The following is a 14,884-nucleotide window of genomic DNA, read 5'->3' as shown; positions in this document are numbered from 1 at the left end:
GGACGATGGCGAACAGAATGATTCTCAATGAGACGGCATGGTTTGGCCGGGGGGCGGTCGCGGCGTTGACCGGGGAAGTCGCACGTCGCGGTTATCGTAAGGCGCTGATAGTCACCGATAAACACCTGGCGCAGTGCGGGGTAGTGGAGAGCGTGACCCGCAGGATGGATGCTGCGGGTCTGGCATGGGAAATCTTTTCCGGAGCGATTCCTAACCCGACGATTGCGGTGGTGCAGGAAGGGCTGCGCGTTTTTCAACACAGCGCGGCGGATTATCTGATCGCGATTGGCGGCGGCTCTCCGCAGGATACCTGTAAAGCTATCGGCATTATCCATAACAACCCGGAATTTGCCGATGTGCGCAGCCTGGAAGGGCTATCGCCGACCCGCAACCCGGGAGTGCCGATCATGGCTATCCCGACCACCGCAGGCACCGCGGCGGAGGTGACTATTAACTATGTGATTACTGACGAAGACAAGCGACGGAAATTTGTCTGCGTCGATCCGCATGATATCCCCCAGGTGGCGTTTATCGATGCCGATATGATGGACGGTATGCCGCCGACGTTAAAAGCGGCGACCGGTGTGGATGCGCTCACCCATGCGATTGAAGGATATACCACGCGGGCGGCATGGGCGCTGACCGATGCGCTGCATATTAAAGCCATTGAGATCATTGCCGGCGCGCTGCGCGGCTCGGTGGCTGGCGATAGTCAGGCGGGAGAGGCGATGGCGCTTGGGCAGTATATTGCCGGGATGGGCTTTTCCAACGTTGGGCTGGGGCTGGTGCATGGTATGGCGCATCCTTTAGGCGCTTTTTACAACACTCCGCACGGCGTCGCGAATGCCATTTTGTTACCTCACGTTATGCACTACAACGCCGATGAAAGCGGTGAGAAATTTCGTGATATCGCCCGGGCAATGGGCGAGAACGTGGAGGGCGTGAGCCTGGAGCAGGCACGTAAGCTAGCCGTTGCTGCGGTTTTCCGCCTTAATCGCGACGTGGGTATTCCGCTGCATTTACGTGATGTTGGGGTACGTAAAGAGGATATTCCGGCGCTGGCGCAGGCGGCCTTTGACGATGTCTGCACCGGAGGCAACCCTCGTGAAGCCAGCCTGGCGGATATTATTGCCCTGTATCATACCGCCTGGTAGCCCAACGCCGGGCCAGTGCGCAGGGCGATGCTGGTTCGCCCTGCTTATTCAGCAGCGCTCAGGGCCCCAGCCGCAGCTGCTGTAAATTGCCGTCGAGCTGTAAATCGGTCTGCAGACGGGCTATCTCGCGGCAGGTGAAGGCCATCTCTTTATGCTCTTCCAGTTTTTTGCGCCACTTTTCCGGGACCTCGGCAAGGCGCGCGTAGAGCCCTTCCAGATCCTGATACTCCGTCAACAGCTGCGCGGCGCTTTTGGGCCCGATCCCCGCGACGCCCGGAACTTTGGAACTGCTGATCCCCGCCAGCCCCCAGTAATCAGGCAGTTGCTCCGGCGTCACGCCAAACTCTTTGGCGATAAAAGGGGCGTCCAGCCAGCGTTTCTGGAAGTAGTCGCGGATCAGAATCGTCGGCGACAGCAGCTGACAGTAGCCTTTATCGGTGGACACGATAGTTGCCTGATGCCCGGCGTGCGCGACTTTAACGGCCAGCGTTGCGGCAAGGTCGTCCGCTTCACTGCCGGCTAAGGCCCAGCAGCGAACCCCGCGTTGTTCGAATGCGGCGCGCAGCGCGGGCATTTCAGCTTCCAGGGTTTCCGGCATCGGCGCGCGCCCGGCTTTATATTCCGCCAGACGCTGGTGCCGCCAGCCGTGGGCGCGATCTTCATCGTCAAACACCGCGACGGCATGCGTGGGCTGGCTATGGACGATGAGCTGTTCCAGCGCGTGCAGGCAGGTGTCGACGCAGGGGGAGCCCTGTACCGCATGGATGCGGCGAATCAGGTTGAGCGCGTCGACGATTAACAGATGAACAGCCACAGAGACCCCCTTTGAGCCCGCGGCGCAGGCTCTGATTCATAATATCTTAAGGGTATCATCGCCGCGCGCGGGAGGCTATCGGCAGGGGGATAACCAGGAACAAACCTCGCAAAAAGCTTAATCTTAATCAACGTGCAGTAGCAGACCCAGCTCGCTGTTGGTCGCTTCGCCGTACCAGACCGCATCGCGGACCGTGACGGGTTTGTTGATAAGACCCAGCGCATAAAAACGATCGGCGATGGTCTGCTGTGCGCGGATAACTTTCAGGTCCATCATCCGCGGACGGTGGCTGCGGCGCGCCAGCGCCAGGGCCAGCGAAGCGACGTTAATCCCCAGTTCGGCGGCGAGCAGCCCGGCGGCCTCATCGCGACGGCGGTCGATAAACTGCCCGGTTTGCGTCAGCTCGTGCAACAGCCGCTGCATGATGTCGCCATGTCGGGTGACGTAGTCGCGGCGCGAGAGATAGAACTGGTGGTTATGGACCCGACCTTCGCCGTTGGCCACCACCCGCAGCTCCCCGGTGTGTTCGGCATCGCTTAGCAGCGGGTCCCACATCATCCAGGCGTCCACCGCCAGATAATCGCTGGCGGTCAGCGGATATTTCGGCGGGATGTAGACAATTTTGACGTCATTCAGCCCCAGCCCGGCCTCCTCCAGAATCTGCAACAGCAGCCAGTGAACGTTGGAGCCCTTATTCAGCGCAATGCGCTTGCCGCGTAAATCGCCGAGGGTGCGGATATCACTGTGCTGCGGGACGACCATAGCGACGCTTTGCGGCGCCGGCGGCTCCCAGGCCACATACACCAGCTCGCTGTTGCTGGCCTGGGCAAACACCGGCGGGGCTTCGCCGGTTGTGCCAAAATCGATTTCGTTACAGGCGAGAGCGTGCAACAGCTGTGGTCCAGCCGGGAATTCGCTCCACAGCACGCTCACGCCGAGATGGGCGAAGGCGCTCTCCAGACTCTGCCGGGCCTTTAAAATCCCCAGGTTGCCGAACCGCTGATAGCCAATGCGCAGCTCGCGGTCCGCGGAGACGGCGGCGGGCAGGTGACGCAGCGTTGGCTCCCCTCGCCGGCGGCTCTTTATCAGGCCGAAGTTCGCCAACTGGGTACGTAAGGTGTGGCGACTGATGCCCAGCAGCGCCGCCGCCTGGCTTTGATTGTCATCGCAGTGGGCCATTGCCCCGCGGATCAGCGCCCCGGTGACCCGTTCCCACAGTGGCTCGCCGGGCTGGGTCAGCTGCTGATGGATAAAGTCATCGAGGGCATTATCCGTTGCCGCCATCGGCGTATCGTGCAGGGTGGTCAGGCGCAGCTGCGCGGGCGTGATCTCCTCTTCCTTACTCAGCAGCACCGCATTATGCAGGGTGTTTTCAAGCTCGCGGATATTGCCGGGCCACGGGTAGTCCATCAGCCTCGCCAGCGTTTCCGGCGCCAGGCGGCGGGTCGGACGCCCAAGGCGACGGGCGTACAGCGTTAAAAAGTGATTGGCCAGCTGGGGAATATCCTGGCGGCGCTGGCGCAGCGGCGGCAGCGGCACGATGGCGATATTCAAACGGTAGTAGAGGTCTTCACGAAAGCGGCGTTCGCGGATCGCCTGAGCTAAATCGACATGCGTCGCGGCGATGACCCGGACGTTAACTTTGATGGCTTTACGCGAGCCGACGCGGGTGATCTCCCGCTCCTGCAGCACGCGCAGCAGTTTGACCTGCAGCGGCAGGCTGAGCTCGCCGATCTCATCGAGCAGCAGCGTCCCGCCCTCGGCGGCTTCAAACCAGCCGGGGTGGCTCTGAACGGCGCCGGTAAAAGCCCCTTTTTCATGGCCGAAGAGCTCCGCCTCCGCCAGGCTCTCGGTCAACGCGCCGCAGTTAACGGCCAGAAACGGCTGCTGGCGACGCGTGCTGTGGTGGTGCAGATAGCGGGCGACCACCTCTTTGCCGGTGCCGGTTTCGCCGACGATCAGCACGGTGGCCTCCGTTGGGGCCAGCTTATCCAGCAGACTCTGAAACGCTTTCGACGCCGGGTCGACCAGCACGGGCGTATCGGACAGGGATTCAGGATTGAGCATGGTGGACCTCCGGTAAATGACGCCTTGAACTTATCCTTTGCCAGCGACAGAAACCAGAGGTGCATGACGCCGGGCTGTTGCAAAATCAACAGCGGGCGCACATGAACTGGCGCATTTGCAACAGCAAAATGGGCAAGGTTAAATTATAATTATATGATTTTATTGGATTAATTATTCGTTCACCGTTGGCATGATTATCGCTAACACTCATATAACCAAATTAAAACATCTCTTCGATGAATATCGAATATGGTTATATAGGAAATGGATAATGACGCAGAAAGCGAACGATACGATCAATGTGTTCTGGTTCTTGCCCACCCACGGTGACGGCCGTTATCTCGGGACCACCGAAGGCGGACGCCCGGTGGATTTACCCTATTTACAGCAGGTAGCCCTCGCCGCCGACAGTCTGGGCTATTACGGCGTGCTGATCCCCACCGGAAAAAGCTGCGAGGACTCGTGGCTGGTGGCGTCGGCGCTGGCGCCGTTGACCCGCCGCCTGCGCTATCTGGTGGCGGTGCGCCCGGGTTTACAGCCGCCGACGCTGGCGGCGCGGATGGCGGCCACGCTCGACCGGCTGTCGGAAGGCCGGCTGCTGATCAACGTGGTGACCGGCGGCGATCCGGTGGAGAACAAAGGCGACGGGATTTTCCTCGACCACCGCCAGCGCTACCAGGTGACCCGCGAGTTTCTCGACGTCTACTCCCGCTTGCTGAAAGGCGAAAAGGTGGATTACCACGGGGAACATATTCACGTTGAAGGGGCGGAAGTGCTCTTTCCGCCGGTGCAGGAAAACGGCCCGCCGCTGTACTTTGGCGGCTCGTCGGAGGAGGCCATTGACGTCGCCGCTGAGCAAATCGACAGCTACCTGACCTGGGGAGAGCCGCCGGCGCTGGTGGCGGAGAAGCTGGCTATCGTCCGTGAACGCGCCGCGGCGCGCGGGCGTACCCTGCAATACGGCATTCGTCTGCATGTGATCGTCCGTGAAACGGAGGAGGAGGCCTGGGCCGCCGCCGACCGTCTGATTGCCCATCTGGATGATGACACCATTGCCCAGGCGCAGAAGATCTTCGCGCGGATGGATTCCGCAGGCCAGGCGCGTATGAGCGCGCTGCATAACGGCTCGCGCGACAATCTGCGTATCGCGCCGAATCTGTGGGCCGGCGTCGGACTGGTACGCGGCGGGGCGGGGACAGCGCTGGTCGGCAACCCGCAGCAGGTGGCGGAACGCATTCGCGAATATCAGGCGCTGGGGATCACCAACTTTATCTTCTCCGGCTACCCGCATCTGGAAGAGGCGCACCGCTTTGCCGATCTGGTGATGCCGCTGCTGCCGCTGGCCAGCAGCGCCCAGCCAAAGGCGCGCAGCGTCAATACCGGGCCGTTCGGCGAAACCATCGGCGGCGACAAACGGCCGGTGAAACAGGTCAGCGCCAGCTGAAGGGAGGTGGGTATGTTTCGCTTGTTCCTGCTTAAGGCGGTGGCCTATGCGCGCTGAGCCTCATATCGCTATCGTCGGCGGCGGCTTTAGCGGCGCGGCGGTGGCTATTCATCTGCTGCGCCTGGCGCCGGAACGGTTGCGGGTCACGCTGCTGGAGCCGCGCGCCGTGCCGGGGGCCGGCGTGGCCTATTCCACCGTGGAACCGAGCCATCGCATCAACGTCCCCGCCGCGCGGATGCAGCTGGCCGGCGAGGAGGACGGGGCATTTGACCGCTGGTACCGCCAGCAGCCCGCATTTGCTGAGGATCCGCAGGCGCAGCGTGAGGATGGTTCATTGTATCCGCAGCGCGGCCAGTTTGGCCGCTACGTCAGCCAACGCTTCGCGGATACGCTACGGGCGAGCGCGGGGCGGCTGGTCCACCTGCGCGAACAGGCGCTGACCTTTGACGAACATGGCATCATCACTACCGATAGCGGCCGTCTGCTGAAAAGCGATCTGTTGATCCTCGCGGTGAGCCATCCGCCGCCGGCGCTGCCGCGGCTGGCGGCTCCTTTTCACGACCATCCGGCGCTGATTGCCAACCCGTGGCGTGCGGACAGCCTTACGGCGATCGCCCCCGACGCGCGGGTGGCGGTGATGGGAACCGGGCTGACGATGGCGGACTGCATCGCCACCTTATCCCGGCTCGGGCACCGCGGGCCCATTACCGCTTTTTCCCGCCACGGTCTGTTGTCCCGGGGGAACGTCAGCAGCGCGGCGGCGCCATGGCCGGGCGATTATCGCCAGGGCACGCTGCGCCAGCGGCTGCGGCAGGTCCGCAGCGATGTCAGGCGTGCCGCAGAGCAGGGGCTCCCCTGGCAGCTGGTACTGGACGCGGTGCGTCATCAGGGTCAGAGCATCTGGCAGGCGCTGACGTTTGCCGATCGCCAGCGCTTCCTTCGCCACCTGCGTCGCTACTGGGACGTGCATCGTTACCGGATTGCGCCGCAGGTCGCCGAGGTGCTCGACCAGCGGCAGCGCGACGGCAGCCTGCAGGTGCTGGCCGCGAGGCTGACGGCGCTGGAAGGCGATTCCCGTACGCTGAGCCTCACCCTGACGCCGCGCGCGGGCGAGCGCATCGCGCTGACCGTCGACCACCTGATTCTGACCACCGGCCCGGCCCACGGCGGGTTAACCGACAGCCAGCCGCTATTGCGCGACCTGACCCGCCGCGGGCTGATTCGCGCCGATGCCCTGGGGCTGGGGCTGGATGTCGATGCCCACTCCCGGGCGATTGGCCGCGAGGGACGCGCGACGGCGAACCTCCTGATCTCGGGCCCGGCGGCACGCGGTTATTTTGGTGAGCTGATGGGGCTGCCGCAGGTGGCCGATCATGCCGCCGCCGTGGCCGCTGAAGCTTTACAGGCGCTGGGGATCGGGCAATCCGCCCGATGTCCGACGATCTGAACCCTCACCCCCTTTATTCCCTGATTCTGTAAGCGTGCGATCCGTTGGCGGAGCGCACCGTGGAGAGAGCTATGTCATCACAACGTGAAATTCGCCTGAATGCTTTTGATATGAACTGCGTCGGTCACCAGTCGCCGGGGCTATGGGCCCATCCGCGCGATCGCTCCTGGCAGTATAAGGACCTGGATTACTGGGTCGACCTCGCGCGGCTGCTGGAGCGCGGTAAATTCGACGGCCTGTTTATTGCCGACGTGCTGGGCGTCTACGACGTGCTGAACGGCAACGGCGACGCGGCCATTCGCCAGGCGACGCAGGTGCCGGTGAACGATCCGCTGGCGCTGATTACCCCGATGGCGCTGGTGACGGAGCATCTGGGCTTTGGCCTGACCGCATCGCTGTCGTTTGAGCATCCGTATCCGTTTGCCCGCCGCCTCTCGACCCTCGATCATCTGACCAGGGGCCGGGTGGGCTGGAATATCGTCACCTCATATCTGGAAAGCGGGGCGCGCAACATTGGCCATCAGGCGCAGACCGATCACGATGCGCGCTACGACTACGCCGATGAATATCTCGACGTGATCTACAAGCTGCTGGAGGGCAGCTGGGAGGACGGCGCGGTGCTGCGCGATCGCGAGCGGGGGATCTTCAGCGATCCGCAGAAAATCCATCCGATCAACCATCAGGGCAACTTTTTCTCGGTGCCGGGGATCCACCTCTGCGAACCGTCGCCGCAGCGTACCCCGGTACTGTATCAGGCCGGCGCGTCGAGCCGCGGGAAGCAGTTTGCCGCCGGGCACGCCGAGTGCGTTTTTGTCGCCGCGCCGTCGAAAGTGCTGCTCAAAAAGACCGTGGCCGATATTCGCCGCCGCGCCGCGGAGGCCGGGCGCGACCCGCGCAGCATCCTGATTTTCAATCTGCAAACGGTCATCGTGGGCGAAACCGACCGCGAGGCGCAGGCCAAATGGCAGGAGTATAAATCGTACGTCAGCTATGAAGGGGCGCTGGCGCTGATCTCCGGCTGGACCGGGATCGACTTCGGCCAGTATCAGCCGGATCAGGTGCTGAAATACCTGCATACCAACGCCATCCAGTCGGCGGTAGAGGCCTTTTCCACCGCCGATCCCGATCGTCAGTGGACGGTCCGGGCGCTGGCTGACTGGGTGGGGATTGGCGGCTTCGGCCCGCTGATTGTCGGCAGCGCGGAAACGGTGGCCGACGAGCTGCAGGCGTGGGTCGAAGAGACCGATGTCGACGGCTTCAATCTGGCCTACGCCGTTACCCATGAAACCTTCCGCGACGTGGTGGATCTGCTCATTCCCGAACTGCAAAAGCGCGGCGTCTTCAAGCAGGAGTATCGCGAAGGCACGCTGCGCGAAAAACTGTTCGGCGCCGGGCCGCGTCTGGTCGCGCCGCATCCGGGGGCGGGCTATCGTCGCGGCGCCCGCATCGACGTCGCGGCAGGGGAGAAGGTGACATGATCGAGATAGATAACCTGCATAAAAGCTACCGCGCGGCGGACGGGCGGCTCAGCGAGGTGCTGAAAGGGCTCTCGCTGCGGGTGCCGACCAGCTCCATCACCGCGGTGGTGGGGCCAAGCGGCGCGGGGAAATCGACCCTCGCACGCTGCATCAGCCTGCTGGAGCGCCCCGACAGCGGCAGCATTCGGGTCAACGGCCAGGATTTGTCCTTGTTGAGCGGGGAGGCGCTGCGCCGCGAACGGCGGGCGATCGGCACCGTTTTTCAGTCCTCGGCGCTGCTGAATCGCAAAACCGCCTGGCAAAATATCGCCCTGCCGCTGGAATATCTCGGTGTGGTCGAGCGCGATATTAAAGCCCGGGTCGGCGAACTGCTGGAGAGCGTCGGGTTGAGCCATAAAGCGGATGCCTGGCCGGCCCAGCTTTCCGGCGGCCAGCGTCAGCGGATTGGGATCGCCCGCGCGCTGGCGCTGCGCCCGTCGGTGCTGCTGGCGGACGAGGCCACCTCCGGGCTGGATCCGCAGGCCACCGCGGCGGTGCTGAATTTGCTTAAACGCCTGCGCGATGAATACCGCCTGGCGATCGTGCTGATCACCCACGAGATGGATGCGGTACGGACGGCGGCGGACGCGGTGGCGGAAATTCGCGACGGGGCGATTGTCCAGTTCGGTCAGGTGAAAGAGCTGCTGGCGCGCCCGGATTCTCTGTTGGGTCAGCAGCTGCTGCCGCTCTCTCCGGTTGCGGCCCATAGCGACCTGCTGCTGCGCCTGAGCTATCGCTGGGATGTCCCGGTGGCGACCGACTGGATCAGCCGCCTGAGCCAGCAGTTTGCGCTGCAGATCGATCTGCTCGGCGGTCACGTGGAGGTGATCAACGGCCGGCTGGCGGGACGGCTGCAGGCGGGGGTGCGTTTCCAGGGCGAACGTCTGTCGGCGGCGCGGATGCTGGCGCTGCTGGCGCAGCTGGGTATTTCGGCGGAGATTCTTGACGACGCGCCGGAACTCAAGGAGGCGGTATGAAACCTTCGGTAATCAGCCAGGATACGCCCTGGAGCGAAATCCATACGCTGCTGCTGCCCGCCTACGGCGAAACCTGGCTGATGGTGGCCATCGTGATGCTGTTTGTGGTGACCCTCGGCGGGGTGGTCGGGGTGGTGTTATTCAACGCTTCACCGCGCGGCCTGTTCCCGCACGCCGCGCTGTACCGGGTGCTGAACTGGGTGGTGAACATGGGACGCTCCCTGCCGTTTCTGGTGCTGATGGCGGCGATTATTCCCTTCACCTTCTGGCTCACCGGGACGACGATCGGCATTCCTGCCGCCGTGGTGCCGATGATCGCCGCCGGGGTACCGTTTTTTGGCCGGCTGGTGGAAAACGCGCTGCGCGAACTGCCGGCCGAGGTCACCGCCGTGGGGGTGGTGTGCGGCGGATCGCGCTGGCAGATCATCCGCAGCGCCCAGCTTAGCGAAGCCCTGCCCGCGCTGGTGGCGGCGGTGACGCTCAACCTGGTGTCGATGATCGAATACTCCGCCATTGCCGGCACCATCGGCGCGGGAGGCATCGGCTATCTGGCGGTGGTGTACGGCTACCAGCGCTTCGACAACCACATCATGATCGCCACCATTATCGCGCTGATCGCCACTATTCAGCTGATTCAATTTTTCGGTGACCGTCTGGTCAACAAACTTCGCCACACGCAGGGGATTGCTTCATGACAACAGAACAATTTGAGTTACGTAAGGCCCGCCGCTGGCCGTGGCTGGCGGCGCTGGTGGTGATTGTGGCGCTGGCCGTCGCCTTCTGGTGGTGGCGGGGACAGGCCCAGTCGCAGCAGGTGGTGTTTGGCACCACCCTGAAAATTCATTATGAACCGGCGATGGCCGGCGAGCAGCGGATCATTGAGTACATCGGCGAGCATATTGCGCCGGATTATGGCCTGAAGCTGGAGGCGGTGGGGGTACAGGATCCGGTGCAGGCGGACCGGGCGGTGGCGCAGGGGGAATATGCCGGAACCATCTATCAGCATCAATGGTGGCTGAAACAGGTGGTGGACGCCAACGGCTTCGCGCTTTCAACAACGGTGCCGGTATTCCAGTGGGCCTTTGGGATCTACTCCGAACGCTATAAATCGGTCAAGGATCTGCCGAACGGCGCAACGATCGTGGTGCCGGATGATGGCGCCAACCAGGGGCAGGCGCTGTGGCTGCTGCAGCGCATCGGCCTGATTACGCTCGACCCGGCGGTGGAACCGCGTACGGCGAAGCTGAAAAATATCGTTGGCAATCCGCATCAGTTTAACTTCAAAGAGCTGGACTTGTTAACCATGCCGCGGGCGCTCAATTCGGTGGATGCGGCAATCGGCTATGTCTCGCAGTTTGATGCCGGAAAAGTGTCGCGCGATAAAGGCATCTTATTCCCGCCGGCGCCGCGTACCTTTGCTTCGCAATTAGTTATCGGGACGCCTTATTTATCGCAGGAGAATATCGTCAAATTGAAGCAGGCGTTTTCCGACCCGCGCATTCAAAGCTGGTTGAAAACCACCGACGATCCGCTGGTGAAAGACGTGCTGGTGCCGGTTTCCGCGGAATAATTTTTGCTGATCGATGACCATGCAGGACGGGCGAAAGCGCGTCCTGCTTTTGTTGCCTTTATTAAGTAACTTATTGAATATATTGATTTTTATATGCGTTTTTGTTGGTTCCACTTTATCGGCTGGCGGCCTATAACTTCGATCACCTGCACAACATAATAAGGTGAAAACATGAGTACGCTGTCTGTTGATAATCCCGGAGTGGCCTCCGCGCCGGTGAGTAGCGTCGGGGACGTGGCGCGGCTGATTAATTCGGGCAAGGATCAGGCTAAATATGCGCGGATGATTGTCTTCCTCGCTCTCGGCGGCGTCTTTCTCGACGCCTATGATTTAACCACGCTCTCCTACGGCATCGATGACGTGGTGCGTGAATTCCAGCTTTCGCCGCTGCTGACCGGCCTGGTCACCTCATCCATTATGGTCGGCACCATTATCGGCAACTTAATCGGCGGCTGGCTGACGGATAAATATGGCCGCTATTCGGTGTTTATGGCCGATATGCTGTTTTTCGTCGTCTCGGCCATCGCCGCCGGTCTGGCCCCCAATGTCTGGGTGCTGATCGGCGCGCGCTTTCTGATGGGCATCGGCGTGGGTATCGATCTGCCGGTCGCCATGTCCTACCTCGCTGAATTCTCCCGTTTTACCGGCAAAGGCAATAAGGCCGCGCGCCTCGCCTCCTGGTGCCCGATGTGGTACGCCGCCTCGACGCTCTGTTTTCTGATTATCTTCGGTCTCTATTTCCTGCTGCCGCAGGCGCACCTCGACTGGCTGTGGCGCGCCTCGCTGCTGTTTGGCGCCGTTCCGGCGCTGCTGATTATCGCCGTGCGCAGCAAATTTATGAATGAATCGCCGCTGTGGGCGGCAAACCAGGGGGACCTGACTTCGGCGGTGCGCATTCTGCGCGACTCTTACGGCATTGCCGCCCATGAAGCGCCGGCCGAACGTCCCGCGCCGCCGCCGAAAGTGAGCTTCCGCGTGCTGTTTGAAAAGCCGTATCGCGAGCGCACCATCGTCGCCGGGGTGATGAATATTTGTATCTCCTTTGAGTACACCGCCATCGCCTTTTTCCTGCCGTCGATCCTCGCCCGCTTTCTCGGGGCCGGGGTGTTTGAAACCATCTCCGCCTCACTGGGGTTGAACGCGCTGTTTGCCTTTACCGGCGGGCTGCTGGGGATGCATCTGGCGTGGAAATACCCGTCGCGCCACGTGGCGATGGCCGGCTTCGCGCTGCAGTTTATCGCCCTGATCGCCCTTGCGCTGGTCGGCCAGCCGCATGCCACCGCCGGGGTCGTGCTGGCGATCGCGATGCTTGGCCTGTGGCTGTTTGCCGAGGGCTTCGGCCCCGGCGCGCAGCTGATGATCTATCCGGCGCTTTCCTATCCTACCGCGATTCGCGCCACCGGCGTCGGCTTCAGCCGGGCGCTCTCCGGTATCGGCAGCGCGCTGGCGCTGTTCGTGCTGCCGCTACTGCAGGCCTCCCTCGGCACTCAGATGTTCTGGGTGGTGTCGCTGGCCGCCATTATTCCGATCTTCTTCCTGCTTGCGGTCCGCCACGAGCCGACGCGTCACGATATTGACGACAGCCACCATTAAGGAACAGATGATGACATTACTCTCTACCGGCACCGATTATGAACAGCTGGCCGCGGCTTTCCGGCCGATTTTCTCGCGTATTGCGCAGGGGGCGGCAAACCGCGAACAGCACCGTATTTTGCCCGACGAGCAGATTCGCTGGCTGAAGGAGGCGGGGTTCGGCACGGTACGCATTCCGCGGGAAAAGGGCGGCTGGGGCGCGTCGCTGCCGCAGCTGATTGCCCTGCTGATTGAGCTGGCCCAGGCCGACTCCAACCTGCCGCAGGCGCTGCGCGCCCATTTTGCCTTTGTTGAAGATCGCCTGAATCAACCGGACTCCGCGCAGCGCGATCGCTGGTTGCAACGTTTTCTCGATGCAGAGCTGGTGGGCAGCGGCTGGACCGAAACCGGCGGGGTCAAGCTTGGGGAGGTGATTACCCGGGTGACGCCGGACGATCGCGGCTGGCAGTTAAACGGCGAGAAGTTTTACAGCACCGGGACGCTGTACGCCGACTGGATTGATGTCTTTGCCCGCCGCAGCGACAACAACGGCGATGTCATTGCGCTGGTCAGCACCCGGCAGAGCGCGGTGGAACGCGAAGACGACTGGGATGGCTTTGGTCAGCGTCTGACCGGCAGCGGTACTACCCGCTTTAAGCAGGCGCAGGTTGAGCAGGAACATGTCTATGATTTTGCTGAACGCTTTCGTTATCAGACCGCCTTCTATCAGCATATCTTACTGGCGACGCTGGCGGGAATCGGCCTGGCGGTGGAACGCGACGCCGCCGAGGGGGTGAAAAAACGCACTCGTATGTACAGCCATGGCAACGCCGCGGTCCCGCGCGAGGACGCGCAGGTCCTGCAGGTGGTGGGGCAAATCAGCAGCTGGGCGTGGGCGACCCGCGCGGCGGTGCTGCAGGCGGCGGAATCTTTACAGCAGGCCTATGTGGTTCATGCCAGCGGCGACGAAGCGCTGATTGAACAGCGCAATCGGCTGGCGGAAGTCGAAGCGGCGCAGGCGCAGGTGGTTGCCAGCGAGTGGGTGCCGCGTGCGGCGACCGAGCTGTTTAACGCCCTCGGCGCGTCGGACACCCGGGTGGGTAAGGCGCTCGATCGCCACTGGCGCAACGCGCGCACGGTGGCCTCGCATAACCCGGTTATCTACAAAGCGCGCAATATTGGCAACTGGCTGGTCAACGGCGAGGCGCCGACCTTTATCTGGCAGATTGGCGACGGCGAAAAGGCGCAGGGGTAAAAAGAGAGAAGGCGACGGGGAGGCCCGTCGCCGACAAGGGTTATTTATCCTGCGACCAGGTGGCGCTGCGAACATCGACCTTCACCGGCAGCAGGCCGATACGGGTGAAGGTATCCGCCAGCGCCTGCTGTTCGTTATAGACCGCAGGGGTCATGCGTTCGGCGCCATAGGGCAGGCGGGCAAGCGCTTTCAGCCAGATCGCTTTATCCAGCCCGGTTGAAGTGGCAAGGATCCCGGCGGCATCGTCCTGATGGGCGTTAGCCCAGTCGCTTAGCTGACTTAACTCATCCACCACCTGTTTTGCCGTATCCGGGTGGTTTTCGGCAAATTTGCGGCTGGCGAGATAGAAGGTGTAATGCGGCACCAGCCCTTCGGCGTTGCTGATTTGCCGCGCCTTCGCGTTGGTTTCGACTTCGGCAAGGTACGGATCCCAGATCACCCAGGCATCGATGGCGCCACGCTGGAAGGCGGCGCGGGCATCGGCCGGGGGCAGATAGACCGGCGTGATGTCTTTATAGCTCAGACCGGCTTTTTCCAGCGCGGCCACCAGCAGGTAGTTGACGTCGGAGCCTTTATTCAGCCCCACGCGCTTGCCTTTCAGATCGGCCACGTTGTGAATCGTTGAGTTTTCCGGCACCACGATCGCTTCGGTTTTAGGGTTGGCCGGTGAGTGCGCGAGATAAACCAGATCCGCCTGGGCCGCCTGGGCAAAGGCCGGCGGCGCATCGCCGGTGGCGGCCAGGTCGATACTGCCGACGTTCAGCCCTTCCAGCATCTGCGGGCCGGCCGGGAATTCCACCCAGCGTACGGCGATGCCCTGTTTTTTGAAGGTCTCATCGAGGGAGCCGCGGTATTTGAGCAGGGCGAAGATATTGGCTTTCTGGTAGCCGATGTTGACGGTTTCCGGCGCCTGAGCCAGCGCGGAAGCAGAGAGGCCGAGCACCAGCGGCAGCACAGCCAGATGGAACCTTTTGGACATGATTTGTTCTCCTGTAACGGTTAACCGTAAGGTAACAAATTGCCCTTATAACCAATAAATAACTAAATTTTAATCTATATAACAAAAA

Annotated in this window: 12 protein-coding genes; 9 read left to right on the top strand and 3 right to left on the bottom strand. The window is 62.2% G+C overall.

The window, feature by feature from the left end; genetic code table 11:
- The first annotated feature begins 5 nt into the window (after window positions 1–5).
- Window positions 6–1,154, top strand: coding sequence for a lactaldehyde reductase (fucO, locus tag EDF73_RS18335; protein ID WP_132730490.1), 1,149 nt, complete (start codon window positions 6–8; stop codon window positions 1,152–1,154).
- 58 nt (window positions 1,155–1,212) lie between these two features.
- Here the strand turns inward: fucO and xni are convergent, their stop codons facing one another.
- Both xni and EDF73_RS18325 read right to left on the bottom strand, forming a co-directional pair.
- On the bottom strand, window positions 1,213–1,968 hold the full coding sequence (gene xni, locus EDF73_RS18330; RefSeq protein ID WP_132730489.1) for a flap endonuclease Xni: 756 nt from the start codon (window positions 1,966–1,968) through the stop codon (window positions 1,213–1,215).
- A gap of 123 nt (window positions 1,969–2,091) precedes the next feature.
- Complete coding sequence (locus EDF73_RS18325; protein WP_132730488.1) at window positions 2,092–4,035, bottom strand: sigma-54-dependent Fis family transcriptional regulator; 1,944 nt, start codon at window positions 4,033–4,035, stop codon at window positions 2,092–2,094.
- 271 nt (window positions 4,036–4,306) lie between these two features.
- Here EDF73_RS18325 and ssuD point away from each other — a divergent pair, with 271 nt between their 5' ends.
- The 8 genes from ssuD to EDF73_RS18285 all read left to right on the top strand — a co-directional run bounded on the left by ssuD (window position 4,307) and on the right by EDF73_RS18285 (window position 13,817).
- Window positions 4,307–5,479 carry an FMNH2-dependent alkanesulfonate monooxygenase gene (ssuD, locus tag EDF73_RS18320; RefSeq protein WP_132730487.1) on the top strand — a complete coding sequence of 391 codons (1,173 nt, stop codon included), beginning with the start codon at window positions 4,307–4,309 and terminating at the stop codon, window positions 5,477–5,479.
- Between the two features lie 46 nt (window positions 5,480–5,525).
- Entirely contained in the window at window positions 5,526–6,926 is a 1,401-nt protein-coding gene (locus EDF73_RS18315) for an FAD-dependent oxidoreductase (protein WP_132730486.1), read from the top strand.
- Between the two features lie 71 nt (window positions 6,927–6,997).
- Window positions 6,998–8,404, top strand: coding sequence for an LLM class flavin-dependent oxidoreductase (locus EDF73_RS18310; protein WP_132730485.1), 1,407 nt, complete (start codon window positions 6,998–7,000; stop codon window positions 8,402–8,404).
- The gene (locus tag EDF73_RS18305; protein WP_132730484.1) at window positions 8,401–9,420 is read left to right on the top strand and encodes a methionine ABC transporter ATP-binding protein; all 1,020 of its coding nucleotides are present in this window, start codon (window positions 8,401–8,403) and stop codon (window positions 9,418–9,420) included. The genes EDF73_RS18310 and EDF73_RS18305 overlap by 4 nt, the downstream gene beginning before the upstream one ends.
- Entirely contained in the window at window positions 9,417–10,115 is a 699-nt protein-coding gene (locus EDF73_RS18300) for a methionine ABC transporter permease (protein WP_132730483.1), read from the top strand. Before EDF73_RS18305 ends, EDF73_RS18300 begins: the two co-directional genes overlap by 4 nt.
- Window positions 10,112–10,990, top strand: coding sequence for a MetQ/NlpA family ABC transporter substrate-binding protein (locus tag EDF73_RS18295; RefSeq protein ID WP_132730482.1), 879 nt, complete (start codon window positions 10,112–10,114; stop codon window positions 10,988–10,990). The genes EDF73_RS18300 and EDF73_RS18295 overlap by 4 nt, the downstream gene beginning before the upstream one ends.
- Before the next feature lie 171 nt (window positions 10,991–11,161).
- Window positions 11,162–12,583 carry an MFS transporter gene (locus tag EDF73_RS18290; protein WP_132730481.1) on the top strand — a complete coding sequence of 474 codons (1,422 nt, stop codon included), beginning with the start codon at window positions 11,162–11,164 and terminating at the stop codon, window positions 12,581–12,583.
- 10 nt (window positions 12,584–12,593) lie between these two features.
- Window positions 12,594–13,817: an acyl-CoA dehydrogenase family protein gene (locus EDF73_RS18285; RefSeq protein WP_132730607.1), complete on the top strand. Its 1,224-nt coding sequence runs from the start codon at window positions 12,594–12,596 to the stop codon at window positions 13,815–13,817.
- Between the two features lie 40 nt (window positions 13,818–13,857).
- Here EDF73_RS18285 and EDF73_RS18280 read toward each other — a convergent pair whose 3' ends face one another.
- On the bottom strand, window positions 13,858–14,796 hold the full coding sequence (locus EDF73_RS18280) for an aliphatic sulfonate ABC transporter substrate-binding protein (RefSeq protein ID WP_132730480.1): 939 nt from the start codon (window positions 14,794–14,796) through the stop codon (window positions 13,858–13,860).
- Between the last annotated feature and the right edge of the window lie 88 nt (window positions 14,797–14,884).

This window comes from Klebsiella sp. BIGb0138 (assembly GCF_004342285.1).
Taxonomy (GTDB): Bacteria; Pseudomonadota; Gammaproteobacteria; order Enterobacterales; family Enterobacteriaceae; genus Klebsiella.
The sequence above is the reverse complement of the archived record's forward strand: the minus strand, read 5'-3'. Positions and strand labels throughout refer to the sequence as shown.